At 64.9% G+C, this 25,918-nt stretch carries 23 protein-coding genes; 9 read left to right on the top strand and 14 right to left on the bottom strand.

Going from position 1 to position 25,918, the window contains the following annotated elements; translation table 11 throughout:
- Nucleotides 1-104: 104 nt before the first annotated feature.
- Both IVA88_RS09635 and IVA88_RS09630 read left to right on the top strand, forming a co-directional pair.
- Nucleotides 105-2,270, top strand: coding sequence for an anthranilate synthase component I (locus IVA88_RS09635; protein ID WP_247497055.1), 2,166 nt, complete (start codon nt 105-107; stop codon nt 2,268-2,270).
- A 9-nt stretch (nt 2,271-2,279) separates the two neighbouring features.
- Nucleotides 2,280-2,819: an adenine phosphoribosyltransferase gene (locus IVA88_RS09630; RefSeq protein WP_247497054.1), complete on the top strand. Its 540-nt coding sequence runs from the start codon at nt 2,280-2,282 to the stop codon at nt 2,817-2,819.
- Between the two features lie 37 nt (nt 2,820-2,856).
- On the opposite strand, the gene IVA88_RS09625 is transcribed toward IVA88_RS09630, so the two are convergent.
- The 8 genes from IVA88_RS09625 to IVA88_RS09590 form a co-directional block, all read right to left on the bottom strand.
- Nucleotides 2,857-3,525 (bottom strand): hypothetical protein, encoded by a 669-nt coding sequence (locus IVA88_RS09625; RefSeq protein ID WP_247497053.1) that lies wholly within the window; start codon nt 3,523-3,525, stop codon nt 2,857-2,859.
- Nucleotides 3,526-3,585: 60 nt separating this feature from the next.
- Nucleotides 3,586-4,338 carry a hypothetical protein gene (locus tag IVA88_RS09620; RefSeq protein ID WP_247497052.1) on the bottom strand — a complete coding sequence of 251 codons (753 nt, stop codon included), beginning with the start codon at nt 4,336-4,338 and terminating at the stop codon, nt 3,586-3,588.
- Nucleotides 4,339-4,554: 216 nt separating this feature from the next.
- A complete protein-coding gene (locus tag IVA88_RS09615; RefSeq protein WP_247497051.1) occupies nt 4,555-5,772 on the bottom strand; it encodes a M48 family metallopeptidase in 1,218 nt (405 codons plus the stop codon).
- Nucleotides 5,773-5,803: 31 nt separating this feature from the next.
- Nucleotides 5,804-6,364 (bottom strand): LemA family protein, encoded by a 561-nt coding sequence (locus IVA88_RS09610; protein WP_247497050.1) that lies wholly within the window; start codon nt 6,362-6,364, stop codon nt 5,804-5,806.
- A gap of 137 nt (nt 6,365-6,501) precedes the next feature.
- Complete coding sequence (locus IVA88_RS09605) at nt 6,502-7,482, bottom strand: small ribosomal subunit Rsm22 family protein (RefSeq protein WP_247497049.1); 981 nt, start codon at nt 7,480-7,482, stop codon at nt 6,502-6,504.
- Nucleotides 7,483-7,561: 79 nt separating this feature from the next.
- Nucleotides 7,562-11,026 carry a chromosome segregation protein SMC gene (gene smc / locus IVA88_RS09600; RefSeq protein ID WP_247497048.1) on the bottom strand — a complete coding sequence of 1,155 codons (3,465 nt, stop codon included), beginning with the start codon at nt 11,024-11,026 and terminating at the stop codon, nt 7,562-7,564.
- A gap of 217 nt (nt 11,027-11,243) precedes the next feature.
- A complete protein-coding gene (locus IVA88_RS09595) occupies nt 11,244-11,918 on the bottom strand; it encodes a DsbA family protein (RefSeq protein WP_247497047.1) in 675 nt (224 codons plus the stop codon).
- A gap of 128 nt (nt 11,919-12,046) precedes the next feature.
- Nucleotides 12,047-12,541, bottom strand: a complete 495-nt coding sequence (locus IVA88_RS09590; protein WP_247497046.1) for a DciA family protein — start codon at nt 12,539-12,541, stop codon at nt 12,047-12,049.
- A gap of 122 nt (nt 12,542-12,663) precedes the next feature.
- On the opposite strand from IVA88_RS09590, the gene mutY reads away from it, so the two are divergent.
- Together mutY and IVA88_RS09580 are read left to right on the top strand one after the other, a co-directional pair.
- Nucleotides 12,664-13,764, top strand: coding sequence for an A/G-specific adenine glycosylase (gene mutY / locus IVA88_RS09585; protein ID WP_247497045.1), 1,101 nt, complete (start codon nt 12,664-12,666; stop codon nt 13,762-13,764).
- 68 nt (nt 13,765-13,832) lie between these two features.
- A complete protein-coding gene (locus IVA88_RS09580) occupies nt 13,833-14,252 on the top strand; it encodes a PaaI family thioesterase (protein WP_247497044.1) in 420 nt (139 codons plus the stop codon).
- 214 nt (nt 14,253-14,466) lie between these two features.
- On the opposite strand, the gene IVA88_RS09575 is transcribed toward IVA88_RS09580, so the two are convergent.
- Nucleotides 14,467-15,747 carry a flavin-dependent oxidoreductase gene (locus tag IVA88_RS09575; protein WP_247497043.1) on the bottom strand — a complete coding sequence of 427 codons (1,281 nt, stop codon included), beginning with the start codon at nt 15,745-15,747 and terminating at the stop codon, nt 14,467-14,469.
- A 136-nt stretch (nt 15,748-15,883) separates the two neighbouring features.
- Between IVA88_RS09575 and IVA88_RS09570 the strand changes: the two genes are divergently transcribed.
- Nucleotides 15,884-16,504 carry a glutathione S-transferase family protein gene (locus tag IVA88_RS09570; protein ID WP_247497042.1) on the top strand — a complete coding sequence of 207 codons (621 nt, stop codon included), beginning with the start codon at nt 15,884-15,886 and terminating at the stop codon, nt 16,502-16,504.
- 39 nt (nt 16,505-16,543) lie between these two features.
- Here the strand turns inward: IVA88_RS09570 and IVA88_RS09565 are convergent, their stop codons facing one another.
- On the bottom strand, nt 16,544-17,458 hold the full coding sequence (locus IVA88_RS09565; protein ID WP_247497041.1) for a LysR family transcriptional regulator: 915 nt from the start codon (nt 17,456-17,458) through the stop codon (nt 16,544-16,546).
- Nucleotides 17,459-17,548: 90 nt separating this feature from the next.
- Here IVA88_RS09565 and IVA88_RS09560 point away from each other — a divergent pair, with 90 nt between their 5' ends.
- Nucleotides 17,549-17,992 (top strand): nuclear transport factor 2 family protein, encoded by a 444-nt coding sequence (locus IVA88_RS09560; protein ID WP_247497040.1) that lies wholly within the window; start codon nt 17,549-17,551, stop codon nt 17,990-17,992.
- Between the two features lie 334 nt (nt 17,993-18,326).
- A complete protein-coding gene (locus tag IVA88_RS09555; RefSeq protein ID WP_247497039.1) occupies nt 18,327-20,336 on the top strand; it encodes a HAMP domain-containing methyl-accepting chemotaxis protein in 2,010 nt (669 codons plus the stop codon).
- Between the two features lie 58 nt (nt 20,337-20,394).
- On the opposite strand, the gene IVA88_RS09550 is transcribed toward IVA88_RS09555, so the two are convergent.
- From IVA88_RS09550 to IVA88_RS09540, 3 genes are all read right to left on the bottom strand, one after another.
- Nucleotides 20,395-21,081 (bottom strand): glutathione S-transferase family protein, encoded by a 687-nt coding sequence (locus tag IVA88_RS09550; protein ID WP_247497038.1) that lies wholly within the window; start codon nt 21,079-21,081, stop codon nt 20,395-20,397.
- 129 nt (nt 21,082-21,210) lie between these two features.
- Nucleotides 21,211-21,537 (bottom strand): hypothetical protein, encoded by a 327-nt coding sequence (locus IVA88_RS09545; protein WP_247497037.1) that lies wholly within the window; start codon nt 21,535-21,537, stop codon nt 21,211-21,213.
- A gap of 121 nt (nt 21,538-21,658) precedes the next feature.
- Entirely contained in the window at nt 21,659-22,789 is a 1,131-nt protein-coding gene (locus IVA88_RS09540) for a site-specific DNA-methyltransferase (RefSeq protein WP_276577887.1), read from the bottom strand.
- Between the two features lie 405 nt (nt 22,790-23,194).
- On the opposite strand from IVA88_RS09540, the gene IVA88_RS09535 reads away from it, so the two are divergent.
- Together IVA88_RS09535 and moaB are read left to right on the top strand one after the other, a co-directional pair.
- Nucleotides 23,195-24,133, top strand: coding sequence for a neutral zinc metallopeptidase (locus IVA88_RS09535; protein WP_247497035.1), 939 nt, complete (start codon nt 23,195-23,197; stop codon nt 24,131-24,133).
- Between the two features lie 46 nt (nt 24,134-24,179).
- Nucleotides 24,180-24,743, top strand: coding sequence for a molybdenum cofactor biosynthesis protein B (gene moaB, locus IVA88_RS09530; protein ID WP_247497034.1), 564 nt, complete (start codon nt 24,180-24,182; stop codon nt 24,741-24,743).
- A 198-nt stretch (nt 24,744-24,941) separates the two neighbouring features.
- On the opposite strand, the gene IVA88_RS09525 is transcribed toward moaB, so the two are convergent.
- Complete coding sequence (locus IVA88_RS09525) at nt 24,942-25,871, bottom strand: helix-turn-helix domain-containing GNAT family N-acetyltransferase (protein ID WP_247497033.1); 930 nt, start codon at nt 25,869-25,871, stop codon at nt 24,942-24,944.
- Between the last annotated feature and the right edge of the window lie 47 nt (nt 25,872-25,918).

The raw sequence follows: 25,918 nt of genomic DNA, 5'->3' as shown, positions 1-25,918 counted from the left end.
GTGCGATTTATTCTCCCAAATCGTCTGAGGTCGCCCACCCAGTGCGGCGGCCTGATCGTTTGTCCTGTGTGGCGTTCCCTCGGCAAGTTTCGTAAGAGGACCACATGAACAGGACCGTCTTTGCCCTCCCGGCTCGAAGCGACTATGTGACCCGCGCGGGGCTTGCGATCACGCGCGTGGCGGAGCAGTTTTCCGGCGGCGCCAATAGGCTCGACGATCTCGTCAACCTGCTCGACCGTCGCCGCGGCGTGGTGTTGTCCTCGGGGACGACCGTGCCCGGCCGCTACGAGAGTTTTGACCTCGGCTTCTCCGATCCGCCGCTCAAGCTCGAGACAATCGGTTTCAATTTCAATCTGGAAGCGCTGAACGCGCGCGGCCAAGTGCTGATCGCCTTCCTGGCCGACGTCTTGCACGAGCCCTGCGTCGTGATGTCCGAGAAGACGCCCACGCACCTTGCCGGCCATATCATTCGCGGCGATGCCCCGATCGACGAAGACCAGCGCACGCGGCGTGCCAGCGTGATGTCGCTGGTCCGCGATCTCGTCGCCGCCTTCTCCGCCAATGACGACGGGCTGCTCGGCCTGTTCGGCGCCTTCGCCTATGATCTCGTCTTCCAGATCGAGGATCTCGTGCAGAAGCGCGCGCGAGAGAGCGACCAGCGCGACATCGTGCTCTACGTCCCCGACCGCCTGCTGGCCTATGACCGCGCCACCGGTCGCGGCGTCGTGCTCACTTACGATTTCGCGTGGAAGGGCAAGTCCACCGCGGGCCTGCCGTACGAGACCGCCGAGAGCCCTTACCTCAAGACACCGCGCCAGGGTTTTGCGGATCACGCGCCCGGCGAATATCAGGCTACGGTCGAGACCGCGCGCGCGGCCTTTGCGCGCGGCGATCTGTTCGAGGCGGTGCCGGGGCAGCTCTTCGCCGAGCCCTGCGACCGCTCGCCGGCGGAAGTGTTCCAGCGGCTCTGCGTCATCAATCCCTCGCCCTACGGCGCGCTGATGAATCTTGGCGAGGGCGAGTTTCTCGTCTCGGCCTCTCCGGAAATGTTCGTGCGCTCGGACGGACGCCGCGTCGAAACCTGCCCGATCTCCGGTACGATCGCGCGCGGTACCGATGCGATCGGCGATGCCGAGCAGATCCGCCAGCTCCTGAACTCCGAGAAGGACGAGTTCGAGCTCAACATGTGCACCGACGTCGACCGCAACGACAAGGCGCGCGTCTGCGTCCCCGGCACGATCAAGGTGCTGGCGCGCCGGCAGATCGAGACCTATTCAAAACTCTTCCACACCGTTGACCATGTCGAGGGCATGCTGCGTCCGGGCTTCGACGCGCTCGATGCGTTCCTCACCCATGCCTGGGCCGTCACCGTCACCGGCGCGCCAAAGCTCTGGGCGATGCAGTTTGTCGAGGATCACGAGCGCTCGCCGCGGCGCTGGTATGCCGGCGCGATCGGGGCGGTGAATTTCGACGGCAGCATCAATACCGGCCTCACCATCCGCACCATCCGGATGAAGGAAGGCCTCGCGGAGGTGCGTGTCGGCGCCACCTGTTTGTTCGACTCCGATCCCGCCGCCGAGGACCGCGAATGCCAGGTCAAGGCTGCCGCCCTGTTCCAGGCGTTGCGCGGCGATCCGCCGAAGCCGCTGTCGGCCTTTGCGCCCGATGCGACCGGAAGCGGCAAGCGGGTGCTGCTGATCGACCATGACGACAGCTTCGTGCATATGCTGGCCGACTATTTTCGCCAGGTCGGCGCCGACGTCACCGTGGTTCGCCATGTGCATGCGCTCGGCATGCTCAAGCAGAAGCGGTGGGATTTGCTCGTGCTGTCGCCCGGGCCGGGCAGGCCCGAGGATTTCGGAATCAAGAAGACCATCGACGCGGCGTTGGAGAACAAGCTGCCGGTGTTCGGCGTCTGCCTCGGCGTCCAGGCGATCGGCGAATATTTTGGCGGCGAACTCGGGCAGCTCACGCATCCCGCCCACGGACGGCCCTCGCGGGTGCAGGTCCGCGGCGGGCGCCTGATGCGCAATCTGCCGAACGAGATCGTGATCGGCCGCTATCACTCGCTCTATGTCGAGCGCGACAGCATGCCCGAAGTTCTGGATGTCACCGCCAGCACCGAGGACGGTGTGGCCATGGCGCTGGAGCACAAGACCCTGCCGGTCGCCGGCGTGCAATTCCATCCGGAATCGCTGATGTCGCTCAGCGGCGAGGTAGGCTTACGAATTGTCGAGAATGCGTTCCGGCTGGAAGCGCGCGTTGATTGAGAGGCACCGATGATTTTCGACCACGATCTGAAGGCGAGCGTCCGCACCATCCCGGACTACCCGAAACCCGGGATCCTGTTCCGCGACATCACCACGCTGCTTGCGGATGCGCGCGCGTTCCGCCGCGCGGTCGACGAGCTCGTCAATCCCTGGGCCGGCAACAAGATTGACAAGGTCGCCGGCATGGAAGCGCGTGGCTTCATCATCGGCGGCGCGGTGGCGCATCAGGTCTCCGCCGGCTTCGTGCCGATCCGCAAGAAAGGCAAGCTGCCGCACACCACGGTACGCATCGCTTACTCCCTTGAATACGGCATCGACGAGATGGAGATGCATGTCGACGCCATCCAGCCCGGCGAGCGCGTGATCCTGGTCGACGACCTCATCGCCACCGGCGGCACCGCCGAGGGCGCGGTGAAGCTGCTGCGGCAGATCGGTGCCAACGTGGTCGCCGCCTGCTTCATTATCGACCTGCCCGAGCTCGGCGGCGCCGCCAAGCTGCGCGCGATGGATGTGCCCGTGCGCACGCTGATGACGTTCGAGGGGCACTGAGCCAGGGCGGCGAAATATCGCCCGGGTAAATTCCCGCCTAAGACCGTTGCAGGATCAGGCTGAGCTCGAGCTCGCGGAAGGCGAGGTAATTGCGCCGGGTCCACTGGTGCAGCTCGGTCGAGGCATCCTTCTCCTGGCGCAGATAGCCGGTGAAGGAGAAGTTCAGCCGGCCGATATAGGTCTTGAGGAAGCCCGGCAGCGCCGGCAGGCGGAACACCCGCCCGGCCGCCATCGCGGCCGGCAGCTCGCCGCGCACGATGTGCTCGTTGTCCACCGTGATCAGGTTGATCCGCGGGATCTGTTCGCGCAGCATTTCGTGGGCGCGGGCCGAGGCGCGGTCGGTGTCCGCGACGAACAGGATCATTGGCGCGACGTGGCGGCGCGCAGCCTCTTTCAACAGCCCGATCTCGTCGGCCATCTTGAAGAACTCGTCGAAGGCGTGGAAGCCGAGGTCGATCACCTTGGCAAGCCCGTCATCGACGATGACGCGATCCATCAGCTGCATCTTGCCATAGGTGTCGATCACGTCGGCCGTCTCGGTGATCTTTGGCAAATAGTCGAGCAGCGACGGCTCCTTCAGGTTGACGTCGAAGGCCGCGACGTTGCCGTTCTTGAGCAGCAAAAATTCGCTCAAAAGCCGCGCCAGCAGCGTCTTGCCGACCTGCGGGCGGGGCGAGCAGATGATGTAGAGGGGCGTCGCGGGCATCGCTAGCTATATCAGTCGAAGTCGGCGACCAATCCAGCCGTATCCGCCCGGCTTGCGCAACTATTTTTCGCTGTTGCGGGTGGCGGGCTTGGAGCCGACGATGTCGGTCAGGCGGATCCGGTCGAATTCGCTCCAGACGTTCGCCAGCCAGTGCCGGACATAGCCGCGCAGCACGAACGAATAGTTCGCGGCCTCGTCGTTGATGCCCTTGTTGGCGACGAATTTCAGGAACGGGACGGAGGACACCTCGACCTGCTCATAGGCCATTTCGTTGAGCTTGGGGATGGTCAGCTCGGTCGCATCCTTGATGCGGTGGAAGTAGGAATTATAGGTGGCCTGATCCCACTGAAAGAACTGGGTGTCATTGATGAAGTTCTTCACCAGGAAGTACTTTGCGCCGGTCATGAAGCCGGCGGTCTCGGCGATTTCATCCAACGAGGCGATCGAGGGTCCGAGGATGTGGAACACGGCAAAAGTGATCTGGCCGGCCTTGGCGGCGTCGAGGAAGCCGATGTCGCGCAAGGAGGCGAGGGCCGGCGAGAGCAGGCCGGCGCGAACGTCGATCACGGTGACCGACGGGCTCGACGCGTTGAGCGTATCGAAGATCTTCATCTGATCCGACGTCGTCGTCATGTCGACGATCTCGGTGATGTCAGGATGGAAGCGCTTCAGGGTTCCGCGCGGCGATTCGGTATCGAAGGCGCGCGTCGGCACGTTGTTGGCGGAAAAATAATCGAGCAGGGTGCGCGACACGGTGGTCTTGCCGACCCCGCCCTTGTCCGCGCCCACCACAACCACTGCCGGCTTTGCCATTGCTGTCCCCTAACGCGCCCCCGATCGCGAGGTCGCAATCGGCCGGGCCCCAAATCGATGTCCCAAGGATGTCCCGAGAATGTCCCAAGTCTGCTGTTGGGCGCGAACATGGCAGAAACAAGGGAGAATTCAATTCCTCGCGTGCAGTTACGGCAATTCCCGAGGTTTTTCCCAATCGCGACGAAACCTGCCGCGTGCGGGCTCAAATCACGCGTTTCAATGGCGGCCCCAAGGACCCATGGGATCGCCCATAGGATCGCTCTTGGGATTGCTACCTGCGGTTCCGGCGGGGCTGGGTGCGGGCACCGGCGGTGGACTGGCCGAGCCGGCTGCATCGTTCCAAGGACCTTGGTGCAGCGGCGGTTGAGTGTGCCGCCGGTCGGATTGCGTGTCCGGCTCCTCGATCTCGTAGCCGGGAGGCGGCAATGGGCCAGGATCATGGCCGCCGGCGAACTTGACCAGCGCGTCGACCCGGGACTGCACCGAGGGGTGGGTCGCGAACAAATCAGCGAAGCCCTCGCGCGGATTGTCGACGCAGAGCTCCATCACCGCCGAGGTTGCGCCCGGCAGCTCGCCGCGGTTCTCGATCTTGCGCAGTGCCGAGATCATGGCGTCCGGATCTTTCGTCAGCTCGACCGAGCCCGCGTCGGCGAGATATTCGCGCGAGCGCGACAGCGCGAGCTTCACCACCTGCGACAACAGCCAGGCCACCACGATCAGCACGACCGCGATGATGATGACGATCACCGCGCCGCCGCCCGAGCTCTTGCTGTCGCTCGATGACGAGGACGATCGCGACGATGATGAGGAGCCGGACCCGGAGCTCCAGCTGAAATTCGTGAACAGGCGGAAGAACAGTTCGCCGAAGAATCCCACCACACCGGCGATGATGACGGCGACCACCATGAGCTGCACGTCGCCGTTCTTGATGTGGGTCAGCTCGTGCCCCAGCACCGCCTCGATCTCCTTGTCATCAAGCGCATTGAGGAGACCGGTGGTGACGGTGATCGAATATTGCCGCGGGTTGAGGCCGGTCGCGAACGCGTTCAGCGCCGGGCTCTCCATGATCTTCAGCTTCGGCATCGTGATGCCGCGCGAGATGCAGAGGTTTTCGAGCAGATTGTAGAGCCGCGGCTGTTCCTGCCGGGTGACGTCGTGGCCGCCGGTCACGGCATCGATCATCGACTGGTGGAAGAAATAGGCGATCACGATCCAGGCCGCTGCCACGACGGTCGCAACCGGTGCGGCGACTTTCAGATCATAGAAGGCGCGGCTCAGATAATAGACGACGGTCTCATCGCCGTTGATGACGACTTCGGCGATCAGCGCGCCGGCATAGACCAGCACATAGATCAGCAGGAACAGGCCGGCGAGCAGCAGCATCGAACGGAACTTGTTCGAGGCGATGTGCGTGTAGAGACCATACGCGGCCATGACGCGCTGCCCTGCCGGACTATCGGCTCAATCAGAACTTCACCTGTGGCGTGGCCTCGACCTCGGTGCGGCTGGCGCCCAGATCGAAGAAATCCTTTTTGGTGAAGCCGAACATGCCGGCGAACAGTGCGGCGGGCATCTGCTGGATGCCGGTGTTGTACTCCTGGACCGCGCTGTTGAAGAAGCGGCGGCTGGCCGCGATCTTGTTCTCGAGGTCGGACAGCTCGCTGGCGAGCTGCTGGAAATTGGCGTTGGCCTTGAGGTCGGGATAGGCTTCCGACAGCGCGATCAGCCGGCCGAGCGCGCCGGAGAGCTGGTTCTCGGCGGCGGACACCTGCGCCGGACCCTGCGCCGACATCGCCGAATTGCGCGCCTTGATGACGTCGTCGAGCGTGCCGCGCTCATGCGAGGCATAGCCCTTCACCGTCTCGACCAGGTTCGGGATCAGGTCGTGGCGCTGCTTGAGCTGCACGTCGATGTCGGCAAAGGCCTGGCCGACGCGCTGGCTCAGCGCCACCAGCCGGTTGTAGGCGGCGAACGCAAAGAACACGAGGACGACGATGACGCCGAGAACGATCCAGCCGGTCGACATGGAGAACTCCTGATGGGAGAAGAAGGCGGGCGCAGCCTAGCCCAAATTGGCGCCCGGCGAGAGCCCGGCGCGGAGAGAAGGTAAGACTTGGTCGGATCGGGAGCCATCCGAGTTCAAGGCAAAAGCGCCGAAGGAGGTTAACTTTCGGACATAACGGCGTCACCCCAGCGCCAGCGACGGGCGCTTGCATAGGCGGCCTTGTCGCGGCGGGGGATCTTGGCAAGTTCAACACTCTGCTCGGTGCAGAGCTTGGCCGTGATCTCGGCCTTGCCGACATCCGGCGGCGCCAGCACGCGCCCGGCGCGCGTTGCAGGCGGCGTACGGGTCAGCGCCACGTAGATGAATCGCTCGTCCTCGAACGGCACCTCGGCGCCCTTGATCTGGCGGTGCGCCTGCGAGCGCGGCAGGCGCTGTGAGAAATGGCACCAGTCCGGCGCCGTGAGCGGACACGGCTTTTCGTGCGGGCAGGGCGCGGCGACATAGGCGCCCGCCGCGATCAGCTGCTGGCGCAAAGCGAGGATCCGCGCGTAGCCGGCGGGCGTGCCGGGCTCGATCACGACCAGTGCGTGGCGCGCTTTTGCCCACATCGTTTCCGCGAGCTTGCGTTGATCGCCCTCACTGAGTTCGCCGATGACATAGCTCGCGACGACGAGATCGGCTTGCGAGACCTCGGCGAGGTTTGCACCGGCATCGCCCGGCAGATAACGGCAATCTGCCAGACGCGTGCTGTCGCGCGCCAGTTCGAGCGCGAGGCGGCTGAGCGTGGCGTTGGCGTCGAGCAGGGTGAAATCTTGCAGCGAGGAGAACGCCTCCGCCGCGGCCCAGCTCGCGGTGCCCGGACCTGCGCCGACGTCGAGCAATGTTTCGGGAACAAATTCCGGCACGATTTCGGTCAGTGCATTCAGACTTGCCGCGACCGCCGCGTAGGTCGCCGGCATGCGCGCGAGCGCATAGGCGAGCGCATCGGCCTCCGACTTGATCGTGCCGGAGCCGCCGCCTGCGCGATAAGTGGTCGAGATCTGCGACGATCGCCGTGCCGCATCGGTGCGGGAGAAGCCCTGGAGCTTGCCGTCAAGGGCCGCTTTCAGTTCGGCGGGGAGAGTGGGTGAGATCATCATTCGTGGTCATCATCTGCCCGAGTGCGCAATTGCGCACAAGGCGGATGATGACGTCAATGGTTGCGGCTCGTCCGTAACCTCACGCCACGTTCTGGTCGAGAATGTCCACCGCCTCTTGCAGGTTCACCGACACCAGCTGCGAGACGCCGCGTTCAGCCATGGTGACACCGAACAGGCGGTTCATCCGCGCCATCGTGATCGGGTTGTGGGTGATGATGATGAAGCGCGTGTCGGTCGAGGCGGTCATCTCGTGCAGCAGGTTGCAATAGCGCTCGACGTTGTGGTCGTCGAGCGGCGCGTCGACTTCGTCCAGCACGCAGATGGGCGAGGGGTTGGTGAGGAACACCGCGAAGATCAGTGCCATCGCGGTCAGAGCCTGCTCACCGCCGGAGAGCAGCGACAGCGTCTGCGGCTTCTTGCCCGGCGGCTTGGCGATGATTTCGAGGCCGGCTTCCAGCGGGTCGTCGCTCTCGATCAGATGCAGTGCGGCTTCGCCGCCACCGAACAGCTCGACGAACAGGCGCTTGAAGTGGTTGTTGACGACCTCGAACGAGGTCAGGAGCCGCTCGCGCGCTTCCTTGTTGAGGCTCTGGATGCCCTGGCGCAGCCGCTTGATGGCCTCGACGAGGTCGTCGCGCTCGGTGACCAGACCGTTGTGCTGGGTCTCGACCTCGCGCAGCTCTTCCTCGGCGCGCAGGTTGACCGCGCCCAGGCGCTCGCGATCGCGGCGCATTTTTTCGAGGTCTTCCTCGATGTCGTGCAGCGGCGGCAGCTCAGCACCGGGCTCGATCTCAGCAAGGCCGGCAACGGCCTGCGGTTCGACTTCCAGCATGTCGCGGATCTCGCGCTCGATGTCCTCGAGCCGGCGCCGCGCGCCTTCCATGCGCTCCTCGGCGCGGGCGGTGGCCTCGCGGGAGCTGGACAGCGCCTCGAGGGTCAGCTTCGCGACGCGATCGGTTTCGGCCATCGCGCTTTCCGCGCTGGCGAGCGCGTCGGCGGCCATGCGGCGGTCGTTTTCGGCGTATTCGATCTCGGTGATCAGCGCGCTGCGCTTCTCCGCGAACACGGCCGGTGCGTTCTCGAGATCGCTGCGCTCGATCGAGACCTCGGCGATGCGGGCCTGGATGGTGTCGATGTGGGAGGCAGCGCTCTCCTTGCGGTTTTGCCACTCGGTCCGCTCGGCGAGGATCGCCTGCACGCGGCGGTCGGCAAGCTCGGCTTCGCGCGCCAGCGCCTGTGCCTCGGCGCGGACCTGGGCCGCCATGCGGCGATGGCCTTCGATGTCGCTGCGGACGGCGGCCAGACGGGTTTCGGTGTCCTCGCTCGACGGCAGCTCGGAGATGCCGGCTTCGGCGTATTCGTAGGCGGCTTCGGCCTCGGCACGGTCGGCGGCGAGACGGCTGTGCGCTTCCGACAGCGTCGCCTTGCGCGCGGCATGGCGGCTGATCTCGCGCTCGGCACTGGCATGGCGCTCGCGCGCGACGTTGAGCTCGCGCTGCGCGGCACGCCAGGCTTCGCGGCTTGCGCCTTCGGTGCTGGCCGCCATCTGCAGCTCGGCCTCGGCATCTTCCAGCGCCTGACGCTTGATCTGCGCGTCGATGCGGGCCTGCTCCAGCTCGTTCTCGATGTCGACGAGGCGGGCGCGCTCGGCAAGCCGCCGCGCGGCGCCGGTCGGCGCGTGGGCGGCTGCGACAAAACCGTCCCAGCGCCAGACGTCGCCTTCGGGCGAGACCAGCCGCTGGCCGGTCTTGAGCTGCGAGACCAACTCGGCGCCACGCTCGCGCGGGACGACGCCGATCTGCGCCAGGCGGCGGGCCAGCTCGGCCGGCGCCTGAACATGGCTCGCGAGCGACACGGCGCCTTCGGGCAGTTCCGGATCACCGTCGGTGACGCCCGCATTGGTCCAGCGCATCGGCGCGGACGGATCGACCGGAGCGTCGAGATCGTCGCCGAGGGCTGCGCCGATCGCCTTTTCGAACCCCTTGTCGACGGTGATGCCGTCGATGATCGGCGGCCACAGATTCTTGGTCTCGCCGTTGACGATCTTGGAGATCGTGCGCGCCTCGGTTTCGAGCCGCTGCACGCGCTTGTCGGCTTCGACCAGCGGCGAGCGCGAGGATTCCAGCGTTTGCCGCGCGGCGACGTGCGCGGCTTCGCTGGCTTGAGCGGCGGCTTCCGAGGCCGCCAGCGTCTGCTCGGCATTCTCGACCGTCGCGGTCAGCTCGTCGAGATCGCCGAATCCGCCGGTCGCCTCGGTGAGCTTCTGCTCTTCCGCCGCGACGTTCGAAATCTCCTGGTCGAGCCGGGCGAGCTTGTCGCGGTGGGTTCGAACGTTGGCTTCGAGTTGATTGCGCTTGGCGGTGAGGTCGGCGAGCGCGGTGGTGAGCTCGGCGAACTGCTGCTCGGTTTCGGTCAGCACCGCCTCGGCTTCGGCGACACGCTCATCGACGCCGGAGCGCTTCTCGACGCGCGACTTGATCTCTTCCTTCAGCTCGGCATCTTCGGCGTCGAGGCGCTGCAGCGCGACATCGGCGTCCATGGTCTGCTGCTGGGCACGCGAGATGTCGCCTTCGAACTGCGCGAGGCGCCGCTCGAGCTCGGCGACGCGCTCCTTGGCGCGCTCTTCCTCGCGGTCGAGCAGCTCGCGGGCGTTGGTCAGGCGCTGCAGCCCGGCTGCCGCGCGCGCTTCGGCATCGCGCAGGGCCGGCATTTCGGCGGCGCGGATCGCCTGGATGCGGGCGGCCTCGGCCTGGTGCTGGGTACGCTCGGCCATCTCGCGGACCGCGAGATCGTGGGTGTGGCCGGATTCGTTGACATCCGCGTGGGCGCCGATCCAGCGCAGATGGAACAGGGTTGCTTCGGCCTTGCGGACCTTGGCCGCAACTTCGCGGTAACGTACGGCCTGGCGGGCCTGCTTCTTCAGGCCTTCCATTTGCCCCGCGAGCTGGCCGATCACATCCTCGACACGGGTGAGGTTGGTTTCGGCCGCCTTCAGCCGCAGCTCGGCTTCGTGGCGGCGGGCATGCAAGCCGGCGACGCCGGCGGCGTCTTCCAGCACGCGGCGGCGCTGCTCGGGCTTGGCCTGAATGATCTCGCCGATCTTGCCCTGGTGGACGAGGGCCGGCGAGCGCGCGCCGGTGGCGGCGTCGGCGAACAGAATCTGCACGTCGCGGGCGCGCACGTCGCGGCCGTTGATGCGGTAGACCGAACCGGCCTCGCGCTCGATGCGGCGGGAAATTTCCAGAAGCTGGCTGTCGTTCATCGCCGCCGGCGCGGTGCGATCGGAATTGTCGATCGTCATCGTCACTTCGGCGTGGTTGCGCGCGGGGCGATTGCCGGAGCCGGCGAAGATCACCGCGTCCATGTCGGCAGCGCGCAGGGACTTGTAGGAGGTCTCACCCATCGCCCAGCGCAGCGCCTCGACCAGATTCGACTTGCCGCAGCCGTTGGGGCCGACCACGCCGGTCAGGCCGGGCTCGATGACGAAGTCCGTGGCCTCAACGAAGGACTTGAAGCCGTGAAGGCGCAGGCGGGTGATTTTCATAAGCACGCATCTCTGTTGGCAGGCGCGAATCCCCCTGCCGGGACAATACCATGGAAGGCAATGTCGCTATCCGGGCGAGTCGCGCGAAGCGCCTCATGCGGTCGGACAATGGCCGCGGTGCGCCGCGAGGGCAACCGGCGAAAGCCGCTTTTCCCAAGGGATTTATGCCGGGAAAGATACGGCTTTAGATGCGCGAATCAGGAATGTGGCGTGCGAATCAGCTCTTCAGCAGCGGATTGATCTTCTTGGCGAATTCCTCGAACGAGGTCTCGCCCTTGATCTTCTCGCCGTTGACGAAGAACGTCGGCGTCGAATCGACCTTCAGAACGTCGCTGGCATATTTCTGGTCGGCGGCGATCTTGTCGAGCAGCGCCTGGTCCTTCAGGCAGGCCTCGACCTGCTGCTGGGTGAGGCCAGCCTGCTTGCCGATCCGCGTCAGGGTCTCCGTGGTGTTCTTCGTCACCCAGTCGTTCTGCTGGCGGAACAGCATGTCGGTGACGGCAAAGTATTTCGGCGCGTCGCCATTGGCGATGCAGCGCGACAGCATCGAGCCGGCAGCGGCTTTGATGTCGAGCGGGAACTCGCGGAAGATGTAACGCACCTTGCCGGTGTCGATATATTCCGACTTGATCTTGGGGAACACCTGCTCGTTGAAGGCCGCGCAATGCGGGCAGGTCATCGAGGCGTATTCGGTGATGGTGACGGCGGCGTCCTTCGGGCCCAGCGCCATGTCGGGCAGCGACACCGGCTTGGCCACGTCGCCAGCCGCGGCCTGCGCCATGGCTTCAGGGAACATGGCATCGCTGATGAACCGCAGCGGCGAGAGCCCGGCGACCGCGCCAAGCCCGGTCAGCGACAGCATCGTGGTGAAGGCGCGGCGGGTGATGATCAAGGTCGGCTCCCGGATTGGCGTGGTCTCGCCCGAAATTCCCGTTCGGGCGGCCCTGTCGCTAGCTTGAAACCTTGTTTGAGGCAATGGCGGGCGGCAGGGACAGGTCCAGTTTGGCCGCAGAATAAGGCTCAATTTCGCTTGATGGCGGCCCCGAGGCGCGCCAGTGCCGTCTTCAATTGTTCATCTTCGATGTCGCCCAGGCTCTCAGCCACCTCGGCCACCGATTTGGCATCCGGCGGGCCGGGCCGGACCGGCCGCCGGGCGCGCGACAGTGGCGCCTGGCGGAAGGCGAGCTTGCCGACCGCGCTCCAGCCGAAGAAGCGGTTGACCCGCTGCAGGATCACATCGGCGGAGTGCTGGATCTCCAGTGCCCTCGGCCCCTCGACCCGCAGCACCAGCGTCGCTGGCTCCTGCGGCTGGCCCTCGACCGGCCGCGGCCACTGCATCTTCAGCGGCTCGGCATGGGCCGCGATCTCCGGCCCGGCAATCTGCGCCCACCGCGTCACCAGCTCGCGCGCGGCAAATCCCTGCCTGGCATAGGCCTCGGCAAAGACGTCGTTGAGCAGAACCGACAGCGGCTTGGCGCTGATGGGACCGGGTTTGATGGGGCGAAGCTTGGACATGGGTCCTTATAGCACTCCGAGGCGTCGGCCACAGGCTCTTGGCCGCGAAGAAAGACGTGGATGCCCGCGACAAGCGCGGGCATGACGTGGAGGGGGCGATACATTGCCGCTACAGTGAGAACATGAGCCCCAAATCCGCCCTCAAGCCGAAATCGGAACCAGTTCAGCCGGAGACCTCGTCACGCCCACTCGCGCTGCTCGATTGGTACGACCGCCACCGCCGCCGATTGCCCTGGCGCGCCGCTGCCGGCGAGGCATCCGACCCTTACTGCGTCTGGCTGTCCGAGATCATGCTCCAGCAGACCACGGTGAAGGCGGTCGGGCCCTATTTCGAAAAATTCGTCGCGCGCTGGCCTGATGTCACGGCGTTGGGGCGGGCCTCGCAAGACGACGTGCTGCGGATGTGGGCCGGGCTCGGCTATTACTCACGCGCGCGCAATCTCCATGCCTGCGCGGTCGCAGTGACGCGCGAGCACGGCGGCACCTTTCCCGACACCGAAGAGGGCCTGCGCGCGCTGCCGGGGATCGGGCCTTACACCGCGGCTGCGATCGCTGCGATCGCGTTCGACCGCCACACCATGCCGGTCGACGGCAATATCGAGCGCGTTGTGTCGCGGCTCTTTGCAGTTGTAGAAGAGCTCCCAAAGGCAAAACCGCTGATCCAGCAGCTGGCGGCGACGCTGCTTGCCGACTCTCGCGCGGGCGACAGTGCACAGGCGCTGATGGACCTCGGCTCTTCGATCTGCACGCCGAAGAAGCCGGCCTGCTCGCTATGCCCGCTGAACGATGATTGCACGGCGCGCGCGCTGGGAACGCAGGAAACCTTTCCGCGCAAGGCACCGAAGAAGAGCGGAATATTGCGGCGCGGTGCTGCCTTCGTCGTGACGCGCGGCGACGAGCTGCTCGTCCGCTCAAGGCCCGAAAAAGGCCTGCTCGGCGGCATGACGGAGGTGCCGGGCTCAGACTGGCTGGCCGGGCAGGACGATGCCAAGGCAAAGCAGCAGGCGCCGGAGCTGAACGGGGCGTCTCGCTGGCAACGCAAGGTGGGCGTGGTCACCCACGTCTTCACCCATTTTCCGCTGGAGCTCGTGGTCTACACGGCGAGGGTGGAAGCGCGCACCCGCGCACCCGCGGGCATGCGCTGGGTGCCGATCGCCACTCTCGCCGACGAAGCCTTGCCCAACGTCATGCGCAAGGTGATTGCGCATGGATTGGGCCTCTAGCAGCCCATCCTGCTGACAACATGCTGGCAGCAGGCCTGCGTTAGCTGTGGCTGGCAACGGAGGTTCGCATGGTCAAGACCGCGCTCGACAATTTCAAAAAGCCCCCATGCGCCGAGCTGCTCGGATGGCGCCTGCTCGATGCCCGTCCCGGGGAAGGCTGGATCAAGCTCGCCTTCGACGGCAAGCCGGAGTTCTGCAATCCCGCCGGTTTCATCCAGGGCGGCATGCTCTCGGCCATGCTCGACGACACGATGGGTCCCGCCGTGCTGGTGATGAGCGAGGGCCGGCTCTATACCACCACGATCAGCATGACCGTGAACTTTCTGGCCCCCGCAAAGCCGGGACCGATCATCGGCGAGGCCAAGGTGACTCAGCTCGGCAAAACGATTGCATTCGTCGAGGCCAGGTTAACGGCGGAAGACGGCACGCTGCTGGCGACGGCGACCGCGAGCGAGCGGCTGCTGGAGGCGGCGAGGGTGGTGCGGTAAACAATCCAGCCGCGCGTGCGGTGCACCTTCTCCCCTTGCGGGAGAAGGTGGCGCGAAGCGCCGGATGAGGGGTATCTTTCGGCGAGTTCAAACTGTCAGAGATGCGCCCGCGGAAGCAGACCCCTCACCCAAGTGAGTCTGCGTCTACCAGCCTCGCTGCCCTCTCCCACAAGGGGCGAGGGCACATCAAGGCGCATCTCGCCCTTGTGAGGGCTTAACCACCCACGCGCGTCGCACCTGCGCTCACGATCGGCGGTTTCGCATTCAGCGCTTCCACCTGGAAGCCGGCGACGCGCTTGTAGTTGGCGGCAACATCCTCCAGCTCCTGCTGCGACAGTACGTCGGTGACGACGTCGTAGCCGTCGGGCGCGCGCTCCTCGACGAGCTGCATCACCTGCTCCGGGCCGTTCTTGCGGTTGAGCAGGACGAGACTCGTGGTTGCAGGCCGCCGCTCGGCCTCATAGGCCAGCAGGGCCGCTTGCGTCGGGCCGTGCGCCAGGATCTCGCGGGTGATGGTGCGGGCATCGAGGATCGCCTGCGAGGCGCCATTGGAGCCGATCGGGTACATCGGATGCGCGGCATCGCCCATCAGCGTGACGCGGCCAAAGGTCCATTGCGACACCGGATCGCGGTCGACCAGCGGATATTCGTAGGCGTGCGGGCAGTTCTTGATCAGGCCGGGCACGTCGAGCCAGTCGAACCGCCAGCTCTCGAACCAGGGCAAAAACTCCTCCAGCCGCGCGGTGCGGTTATAGTCCTCGCGCCGCCATTGATAGGTCGGCGGCATGTGGCGCTCGGCGACCCAGTTGATCAGATGGTTGCCTGCGGCGTCCGGCGCCTTCGAGATCGGATAGCAGACGAATTTCAGGATCTCGTGCCCCGCCATGATCATGGTGCGGCCACTGAGGAAGGCTTTTGCGGGCGTGACGCCGCGCCAGAGGATGCGGCCGTTCCAGATCGGCGGGCCTTCGTCGGGATAAAGTTTTTCTCGCGCGGCCGAATGGATGCCGTCGGCGGCGATCAGGATCGTGCCGTCGTAAGTCCCCGCGGCCTTGCCTGTCGCCTTGTCGATGAAATCGGCGCGCACGCCGTCAGTGGTTTCGCTCCAGCCGGTGAGGTGATGGCTGGTCAGGATGTTGTCGCGGCCGAGGCGCTCGATCGCAGTGTCGAGCAGCAGCTGCTGGAGCGTGCCGCGATGGATCGAAAATTGCGGCCATTTATAGCCGGCCTCCAGCCCGCGCGGCTCGCTCCAGATCGGCTTGCCGTGCTTGGAGAAATAGGCGAGCTCGCGGGTGCGCACGCCGCTGGCATCGAGCTTGTCCATCAGGCCGAGCTCGATCAGCTCGCGCACCGCATGCGGCAGCACGTTGATGCCGACACCGAGCGGCCGCAGTTCGGCGACGCTCTCGAACACTTTCGCGGGAATGCCGATTTCGTGCAGGCTTAGCGCAAGCGTCAGCCCGCCGATGCCGCCACCGGCGATGAGTACGGTCATGAGAAAGCCCCTCCAATTGGCGTCTTGGCACAGGCGGGCGCGGGTGGGCAACTGCGAAGAGCGAGAGCACTGAGAAGGTCATGCTGGACCTCGGGGCCCGCAGCCGCTAACTTCCGTCTTTCCCATGAGGTCCGACATGCTCAAGCTCTACTACGCCACCGGTACCTGCGCGCTCGCCACCTACATCACGCTGGAAGAAGCCGGCGCCGACTACACGGCCGAGCGGCTGAGCTTCAAGACCAACCAGCAGAACAGCGCGGAGTACCTTGCAATCAACCCGAAGGGCCGCGTGCCGGCGCTGGTGACCGATCGCGGCGTCCTGACCGAGACCCCGGCGATGCTGGCCTATCTCGCGCAGACCTTTCCCAAGGCGAAGCTCGCGCCGCTCGACGATCCCTTTGACTTCGCCCAGGTGCAGTCGTTCAACTCCTATCTCTGCTCGACCGTGCACATCAATCATGCCCACAAGATGCGCGGCGCGCGCTGGGCGAGCGAGGAGAGCTCGTTCGCCGACATGAAGCAGATGGTCCCGAAGACCATGGGCGCCTGCTTCTCCCTCATCGAGCAGAAGATGTTTAGGGGACCCTGGGTGATGGGCGAGCAGTTCACGATCTGCGATCCCTATCTTTACACCCTGTCGACCTGGCTCGAAGGCGACAGCGTCGACATCAACGCGACGCCGAAGATCGCCGATCATTTCAAGCGCATGTCCGACCGCCCCGCCGTGCGCAAGGTAATGGACGCGCAGAAGGCGTGAGAGGTCTTGTAGGGTGGATTACGCCTTCGGCTAATCCCCCTAGGAAGATTTCTTCTCCAATTCCCGCCCCGTCTCCAGCATCAGCCGCCGCAACCAGATCGAGCCGGGATCCATCTGTGCGCGGGTCGGGTAGAACATGAACTGCTCGTCGATGCCGGGGTCGAGCGGCGGCGTCATCGTGACGAGGCCGAGTTGCTTCGACAGCGCCGCGATCAGCCGGCGCGGCACGAAGGCGACAAGGTCGGTGCGGGCGGCGACGTGCAGCGCTTCGAGGTAACCGGGGACAACCAGTGAAATGTGCCGGTCGATGCCCTTGGCGCGCAGCCAGGTGTCGATCAGGTCCTCCGCGCTACCGCGGATGATGACGCCGACATGGCGTGCGGCCAGGAACGTTTCGCGCCGTTTCAGCTTCGCGGCCATCGGATGGCCGCGCCGCACCGCCAGCGCGTCGCTGTCGGTGTAGAGCAACTGCCGATGAAAACCCTTGAACACGTTGCCGATCGAGATCACGAGATCGATGGTGCGGGCGAACTCGGTGTTGAAGATCGCAGGTCCCCGCCACGGCACGATTTCAATGCGGACATTGGGCGCAAGGCGCGTCACCTTCTCCATCAAGGGCGGCATCAGGAGCTCGACCGCGAGATCCGGCATCATCAGGCGGAATTGCCGTTCGCTGCGGGCGGCGTCGAAATCGTCGGGCGCGAACAGCCCGCGCACCTGGTCGAGCGCCTGCGCCAGCGGCCCCCGCAAGGCTTGTGCCCGCGGCGTCAGCTCCATCCGCGCGCCTGTGCGCACCAGGAGCGGATCGCCAAAGATGTCGCGCAGGCGCTGGAGCGCATGGCTCGCCGCCGGCTGCGACAGCCCGATCCGCAAGGCGGCGCGGCTGACGCTGGCCTCGCGCAGCAGCGCGTCGAGCGCGGTCAGGAGATTGAGGTCAAGCGAATTCAAATTCATGAGGCGAATAGATATCATATCCGCTATCGATTTGAAGAATTACGAGCCGGCGGTGATGATCTCATTGTTCTCACCAAAGGAGATGCCGCCATGAACGCGAGCGCCAACAAGAAACTGATGCAGGATATCTTTGCCGCCGCCGCCAGTCCCGATCCGGCCGCGCGTGACCGCGCCTTGTTCACCGAAAGTCTTGCCGACGACGCCAAATGGGTCGTGACCGGCCAGTACTCCTGGTCGCGCACCTTTTCGGGCAAGCAGGCGATCCTCAACGATCTGCATGCCTATGTGCGGACCCGCCTTGTTAACCGGACGCGGACGGTCGCCCACCGCTTCATCGCCGATGGCGATATCGTCGTCGTCGAAGCGAAAGGCGACAACGTCACGCCCGAGGGGGTGCGCTACGACAACGATTACTGTCTCGTGTTTCGTATCGAGGAGGGCAAGATCAAGGAGATCCGGGAATATTGCGACTCGGTGCTGACCGAGAAGGCACTCGGCCCGTTTCCGCAAACAGCCGTGAGGGCCGCGAGCTGAGCGGATGGAGCGGGTCGCGTCCGGCCGGTGTGGTCGGCCGCACTCGGCAATGGTCGTCTCGGTGGCGCAGGCCGGATCGGCTGCAGCGGCATGCACGCCGCTGCAGCCTTTGCGCCAAAACCTTGCCGACCTGCCGATAAAATCAGCAGATGTTGTGTCATCCGACGCATGCGCGCGCGAAAAATTTGAAGGTTCAATTAACGAGTGTCCGCCATTGTGCCGCGGTGCAGCGTGGGTCGCGAAAGACGCGACGCGCGGCTGCTAGGGTGGCCGGTGACGATCGCCGGATTAGGCCGGCCGCTCGAATTGACATGCATCTGGGTGGACAGTGGGAATGCCGAGTTTTCGTTTGCGGATCAGGGGACGCCTGTACGCGGGTTTCATGGCCTTGGTGGCGGTTGGTCTCGTGATGGCGGTGGTCGCCGTCTGGAATTTGTGGGCGGTCCAGGATCAGGTCGGAAGACAATCGGCGCTTTCGGACAGCACCGCGCGGGTGCTGGAGATTTCCACCCATCTTCAGGCCATCCAGCGCGCCAATCTGCGTTACATCTACGACGCCAGCGAGCCTGCGATGAAGGAGGCCGCCGAGCGGGAGGCCGCGGCAACCGAGCTTTTGCAGGCCGGGGCAAAGGGCACGCTCTCGGAAGAGCGCCGAAAGCTTTACGACGGCCTCATCGCCGACATCGCCAAGATGAAAAGCCTGCGCGACAATCTCGGCGACGCCGTCAACGAGGCGAGGACGGGCAAGGCGACGCTGCTGCCAAGCGGCGACGAACTGACAGTCAAGATGGGCAAGTTGGTCGATACGGCGCGCGCAGCCGTCGATGAAGACACCGCGGCGCTCGTCGCGGATCTCGAATCCAGGCTGCTTCTCGTCCAGATCGCGAACTGGCGTTTCCTGGCCTTGCGCGACGTCAAGGGGCCCGCGAACTTCAGGACCAACGTGGACAGGGCATCACAGCGCCTCGCAGCGATCGAAAAGAGCCCACAGGCGGCGGAATTGCGAACTACGCTCGCGCCGGTGAAGACCTCGCTCGGGATCTACAAATCCGCGTTCGAGACAACGTCGGCCGCGATGCTCCAGGCAGACGAGATCTATCACAAGAACCTGGCACCGCTGATCGTCGAGAGCATCGGCAAGCTCAAGGTCGCGGAAATCACTTTGAAGAAGGACTATCGGGACTCGCGCACCAATGCCGAAGCCGTGATTGCCGGAACGACGTCGATTCAGGAAATCGCCGGTGGTCTCGCCATCCTGTTCGGCGGCATCGTCGCCTTCCTGATCGCCCGCAGCATCGTCGGTCCCCTGACCTCGATGACCCGCGCGATGGGGCTGCTCGCCGGCGGCAACCTCGAGATCGCAATTCCCGGCCGCGGCAGGGCCGACGAGATCGGCAACATGGCGATGGCGATCCAGGTGTTCAAGGACAACATGGTCCAGACCGAGCGCCTGCGCCATGAGCAGACCGAGGTCGAGGCGCGGCAGGCGGAGAGCCGCAAAGCCGACATGGTCAAACTGGCCGACCAGTTCGAGCAGGCGGTGGGCGAGATCGTCGATACGGTGTCGTCGGCATCGCACGAGCTCGAAGCCTCCGCCGGCACCCTGACCGCAACCGCGACCCGCGCGCAGGATCTGTCCACGGAAGTGTCGTCCGCATCGCAGGAGGCCACGGCCAACGTGCAGGCCGTCGCCTCGGCGACCGAAGAGCTCTCCTCGTCGGTGACGGAGATCGCCCGCCAGGTGCAGGAAGCGGCCCGCATTGCGAGCGAGGCCGTCGGCCAGACGACCAAGACCAACGCGCGCGTCAGCGAGCTCTCAAAGGCTGCGGCCCGCATCGGCGACGTGGTCGAGCTGATCAGCACCATCGCCGGCCAGACCAACCTGCTGGCGCTGAACGCCACCATCGAGGCGGCGCGCGCGGGTGAAGCCGGTCGCGGCTTTGCCGTGGTCGCCTCGGAGGTCAAGGCGCTCGCCGAGCAGACCGCGAGGGCCACCGGCGAGATCGCCCAGCAGGTCTCGGGCATCCAGGCCGCGACCGAGGAGTCGGTCGGCTCGATCAGGGAAATCAGCGGCACCATCGAGCGGCTGTCGGAGATCTCGTCGACGGTCGCCGCTGCCGTGGAGCAGCAGGGCGCGGCCACGCAGGAGATCTCCCGCAACGTCCAGCAGGCCGCCCAAGGCACGCAGCTTGTGTCGTCCAACATCGGCGACGTGCAGCGCGGCGCCTCCGAAACCGGCTCGGCCTCCTCGCAGGTGCTCTCGGCGGCGCGCTCGCTGTCGGCGGAGAGCAATCGGTTGAAGCTCGAAGTCGCCAAGTTCCTGAACTCGGTCCACGCCGCCTGAGCCTCAAAAGCAAAAGGCCACGCGCATGCGCATGGCCTCGAATCGTGACGTGGCGCGATCAGGCCACTTTCGTCGTCATGTGCTTGAACATGTTGCGGCGCGCCTCGTCGTCCATCTCAGCCTTGAAGGTGAACTTGTCCTTCAGCGCGACCGCGCGCGCCGCCGCGGGCCGCGCCGAGATCTCGTCCACCAGCCGCTTCACGTTCGGGTATCGCGCAAAGGCGTCGTCGCCGAGCTTGAACGGCACCATCCGTGCCCAACCCCACAGCGCCATGTCGACGATCGAATAGCTGTCGCCGACCATGTAGCCGCGGCTGGTGAGGTGACCGTCGAGAATCTTGTAGTGACGATCGGTCTCGAACTGGTAGCGGTTATGCGCGTAATCGTGGTTCTGGTCTTTCGGCGCAAAATGCTTGAAGTGCACGGCCTGACCCGAATACGGCCCGACACCAGTGGCGATGAACATCAGCCATGACAGCATCTCGCCGCGAAAATTGGCGGCGGGCAGGAATTTGCCGGTCTTCTCGGCGAGATAGAGCAGGATGGCGTTGGAATCGAACACGATAGTGCCGTTGTCGTCGATCGCCGGCACCTTGCCGTTCGGATTGATCTTCAGATAGTCCGGCGTGAACTGCTCGCCCTTGCGCGTGTCGATCTTCACCGGCTCGAAGGGCAGGCCGGACTCTTCGAGATACAGCGCGACCTTGGTCGGGTTCGGCGAACCGTTGAAATAGAATTTGAGCATCGGGCGTCTCCCCATTGATTGTTGGCCGAGAGCGGCAGCAACATGTCCGCAAGCGGCCTTGTCTTGCCTGAACCTCATCGGGGAGAGCAACCGGCGAGTTTGCCGGGCGGTATCTGCGCGCCACGCAGATCAGCCGGCGCAATAAAGGCCGATCGCCGCCGTAATGACCATGGCCGCGCCAACGGCCTCCAGGCGCAGCCCGAGCCGGGTAGCGATATGCATGTCGGAAGCCCGCGTCTTGCGCTCCGATCCCCGCGCATAGCCGTGAACGATGACGTCGTGATTGAAGCTGTCGTGTGCCTCATTGCTGCTGGCGAGCCCGACGCAGATCACGAGCACGCCAAACAAGGCGAGGCCGAAAAATCCGAGCAGCGCGATCAGGAACATCGGAAACATGCCGACCAGGAAGATCGGCAGCAGCGGCACCACCAGCAATGTCTCGGACTGTCGTCGCATGGCTCGACCGGTCAAGACGGGGCGTAGGCGATCAATCTAGTCCCGGCGGCGGCCGTGTTCAACCAGTCTTCTCATTCCGGGCTCGCGCCAGGAGGCGCGCCTGGAATGACGAAAAGGAAAGCTATCCAGCCGCCATGCCGGCGCGGATCTCGGCGCGGAGCTCGTCGATCAGCTTGAGACCCTTCTTGGTTTCGATATGCCAGAAGGTCCATCCGTTGCAGGCTTGCGCGCCTTGCGCCACCGCGCCCATGCGGTGGATGGAGCCGACCTTGTCGCCGAACATGATGGCGCCGTCGGCGCGGACCAGCGCGCCGAGCTTCTTCTTGGCATCGAACAGCTTGGTGCCGGGCATGATCATGCCGCGCTCGATCAGCTCGGAGAATGCCACCCGCGGGGCTTCGCGCGCGGTCATGAAGGGCGCGAGGCTTGCCTCCGGCAGCGGCTCGACCGCGGCGATGCGCGCCTCGGCCGCTTTCGCATAGGTCTTGTCGCGCTCGAAGCCGATATAGGAGCGGCCGAGGCGCTTTGCGACCGCGCCGGTGGTGCCGGTGCCATTGAAGGGATCGATCACGAGATCGCCGGGTTTGGAGGACGACAGCAGCACGCGCGCGAGCAGGCCTTCCGGCTTCTGCGTCGGGTGAACTTTCTTGCCGTCGGCGCCCTTGAGGCGCTCCTCGCCGGTGCAGAGCGGGATCAGCCAGTCGGACCGTGCCTGCACGTCCTCATTGGCGGCCTTCAGCGCCTCGTAATTGAACGTGTAGCCCTTGGCCTTCTCGTCGCGCGCGGCCCAGATCATGGTTTCGTGCGCGTTGGTGAAGCGGCGGCCGCGGAAGTTCGGCATCGGATTGGTCTTGCGCCAGACAATGTCGTTCAGGAGCCAGAAGCCGAGGTCCTGCATGATCGCCCCGACGCGGAAGATGTTGTGATAGGAGCCGATCACCCAGATCGTCGCCGACGGCTTCATCGCGCGGCGGGCCGCAAGCAGCCAGGCGCGGGTGAAATCGTCATAGGCGGAGAATGAATCGAACTTGTCCCAGTCGTCGTCGACGGCATCGACATGCGATTCGTCGGGGCGTTTGAGATCACCCTTGAGCTGGAGATTATAGGGTGGATCGGCGAACACCAGGTCGACCGAACCAGCCTGAAGCTTCGACATCTCCGCGACGCAATCACCGAGGACGATGCTGTGCGAAGGAGACTCAAAATTTGTGCGGGGCGCCCTTGCAGACGCCCCGCGACGCGACTCTACCATGACTCAAGAACTCTGACTCAGGCGACGCTGTCGGCGACGCGGGACCAAACAACCGACTGACCGTTACATTGAAGCGGCAAAGTAAAAATCGACTTAACCCGCCGCTTTCGTGAGCAGCCCTCGTATCGTACGTCGCGCGTGGTTTGCTGCACGCATTCACCGTGTTTTACAGTGTATTTTGCATTTCTTCGCGTTGCGGGGGTGGTCGGAGCGCAAAATGACTGCAAATTTCTCTCGGAAAAAATTGCTCGATGCCGGGAAAAAATTGCTGGCATGGCCATGCTGTCGCACTAGGCAATAATTGCCGACCGGGATATTGATTAACGCAACGGAAATTTTAAGTGTGTGGCGCGTTGAGCTTTCGCGCTTGTGCGCCGAATAAAGCCAGGACCGAGGGAAGCCGCCATGCGCTACGATGATTTCCGCCGCAGCGACGACATCGAGGATCGTCGCGACGATGGTGGCGGCGGTGGTGGAGGAGGCGGGTTCGGCCTCCCCATGGGCGGCGGCGGGCTCGGTATCGGTACCATCATCGTGCTCGGCCTGGTCGGCTACGCCTTCGGCATCGATCCGCGCATCCTGATCGGCGGCGCCGAGATCCTCACCGGCGGCGGCCAGGCGCCGTCTTACCAGACCGATCGCCAGTCCTCGTCCAACGCCAGGCGCGGTGCGCCGACCGACGAGATGGGCAGCATGATCTCGGGCATCCTCGGCGAGATCGACGATCGCTGGAGCGAGATCTTCCAGGCCTCGGGCCAGTCCTTTACAGGTCCGAAGGTCGTGCTGTTCCGCAACGTCACCAATGGCGGGCGCTGCGGCCGGGCAGAGTCGGCGATGGGACCGTTCTATTGTCCGCCCGACAGGACCATCTTCCTCGACACCGGTTTCTTCCGCGAGGTCGAGACGCGTTTTCGCGGCTGCTCCGGCAAGTCCGCCTGTAACTTCACCACCGCCTACATCATCGCGCATGAGGCCGGCCATCACATCCAGAACCTGCTCGGCATCATTCCGCGCGTGACGCGGCTGCAGCAGCAGGCCGGCAGCAAGGCGGAGTCGAATGCGCTCCAGGTGAAGGTCGAATTGCAGGCCGACTGCCTGTCAGGTGTCTGGGTCAATCGCGAGGCGAAGAAGCGGCCGAACTTCCTGGAGCCGGGCGACATCGACGCCGCGCTCACCACGGCGAGCGCGATCGGCGATGACACGCTGCAGCGCCAGTCCACCGGCCGCGTCGTTCCCGATTCCTTCACCCACGGGTCGGCGGCGCAACGCAAGCAGTGGTTCATGACCGGCTACCAGCAGGGCACGGTCCAGGCCTGCAACACGTTCGGCAGCGGGGCGTTGTAGCTATCCGTCCTTCCGAGGCGGTGGTTGGTGAAGCAGGAGTGAAGTCGTGGCCTCCATCGACGAAACGAAACAGTTCGTCCCGCTCAACATCGCGGTGCTCACCGTTTCCGACACGCGCGCGCTGGCTGACGACAAGTCCGGCCAAGCGCTCGCCGACCGCCTTATCGCGGCCGGCCATCATCTCGCCGCGCGCGAGATCGTCACCGACGACGTCGAGGCGATCCGCGCCGTCATCCGCCGCTGGATTGCGGACGCGGGCGTCGACGTCGTCATCACCACCGGCGGCACCGGCTTCACCGGGCGCGACGTCACGCCGGAGGCGATCGAGCCCCTGTTCGAGAAGCGCATGGACGGTTTCTCGATCGCATTCCACATGCTGAGCCACGCCAAGATCGGCACGTCGACGATCCAGAGCCGCGCCACCGCGGGCGTGACTGGCGCGACCTACATCTTCTGCCTCCCAGGTTCGCCCGGCGCCTGCCGCGACGGCTGGGACGGCATTCTCAAAGCCCAGCTCGACTACCGCACGCGTCCCTGCAATTTCGTCGAGATCATGCCGCGCCTGGACGAGCATCTACGCCGGCCGAAGGCGCAAGGCGCGACGGTGTAAGCGCGCTTTCTTCCCTTCCCCCCTTGTGGGGGAAGGTGGCGCGAAGCGCCGGATGAGGGGTTCTCTCCGCGCGCACTGCGAGAGAGTCGTTCGCGGGAACAAACCCCTCACCCAAGTGAGCTTGTGTCCACCTGCGGCGCTCCCTCTCCCACAAGGGGCGAGGGCGCATTCATGCGCATCTCGCTGGTTGCGAGAGCGCTACAGATCCCGCTCCCAGGTCTCGCCGATCAGATCGGCACCGAAGCTGTGGTGCTTCTCTTCCTTCACCAGCTTGAAGCCTGCACTTTGATAGATGCCGCGCGCGGCGACCAGGATGCTTTGCGTCCACAGCGTCATCTTGCTGTAGCCCCTCTCGCGTGCGCCCTGGATGCATTGCTCGACCAGCGCGCGGCCGATACCGAGGCCCCGCGCTTTCTTCTCCACCTGCAGCAGGCGCAGCTTGGCAATCTCGTCGGTGGCCTTGACCAGAAAGATCGAGCCGACCGGCTCGCCACCCACTTCCGCAATCCAGCAGTGCTCGCGCGCGGCGTCATAGTCCTTGATGAACTGTGCGCAGATCTCGGCGACCAGGGCCTCGTAGCTGATATCCCAGTTGTAGTCGGCCGCATAAGCGGCAGCCTGCCGGGAGATGACCCAACCCATGTCGCCGACGCGATGGCTGCGCAGCATGAAAGCAGCTGGCTGGCTTCGACGTTGCTCCAGCACAGCCTCGATGGTCGCCATAGCCTGCGTGAGCCGTGTTGCATCGCTGGCCGAAATCTGAGCCAGCATTGCGGCGACCTCGTTTTGCGAGCCCAAGTTCAGCTTGGCAAAGGCCTGGCGGCCCTTGGCGGTGAGGCTGAGCTGGTATTGCCTGCGATCCGCGGGCAAGGGCCTGCGGGTGATCAGCCCCTTTTCGTCGAAGCTTTGCACGATGCGACTGAGATAGCCGGGGTCGAGGCCGAGCTCGTTGCCGATCTCCTTTGCGGCAAGGTCGTCTCGTTGCGCGAGTTCGTAGAGCACGCGGGCCTCGCTGAGCGAGAACGGGCTCTTTCCAAGGTGCTGGTCGAGCACGCCAAGCTTGCGAGTGTAGAAGCGGTTGAAGGCGCGGACCGCTGCGATGGGGTCGTCGGTACCGTTGAATGACATGGGTCACCTCGATACTTGCCATTGTCAAACAATTATTTAACTTTGGC

Source organism: Bradyrhizobium sp. 149, from assembly GCF_023073915.1.
Taxonomy (GTDB): Bacteria; Pseudomonadota; Alphaproteobacteria; order Rhizobiales; family Xanthobacteraceae; genus Bradyrhizobium.
Note: the sequence above shows the minus strand (reverse complement) of the source record. Positions and strands in the feature narration are given on the sequence as shown.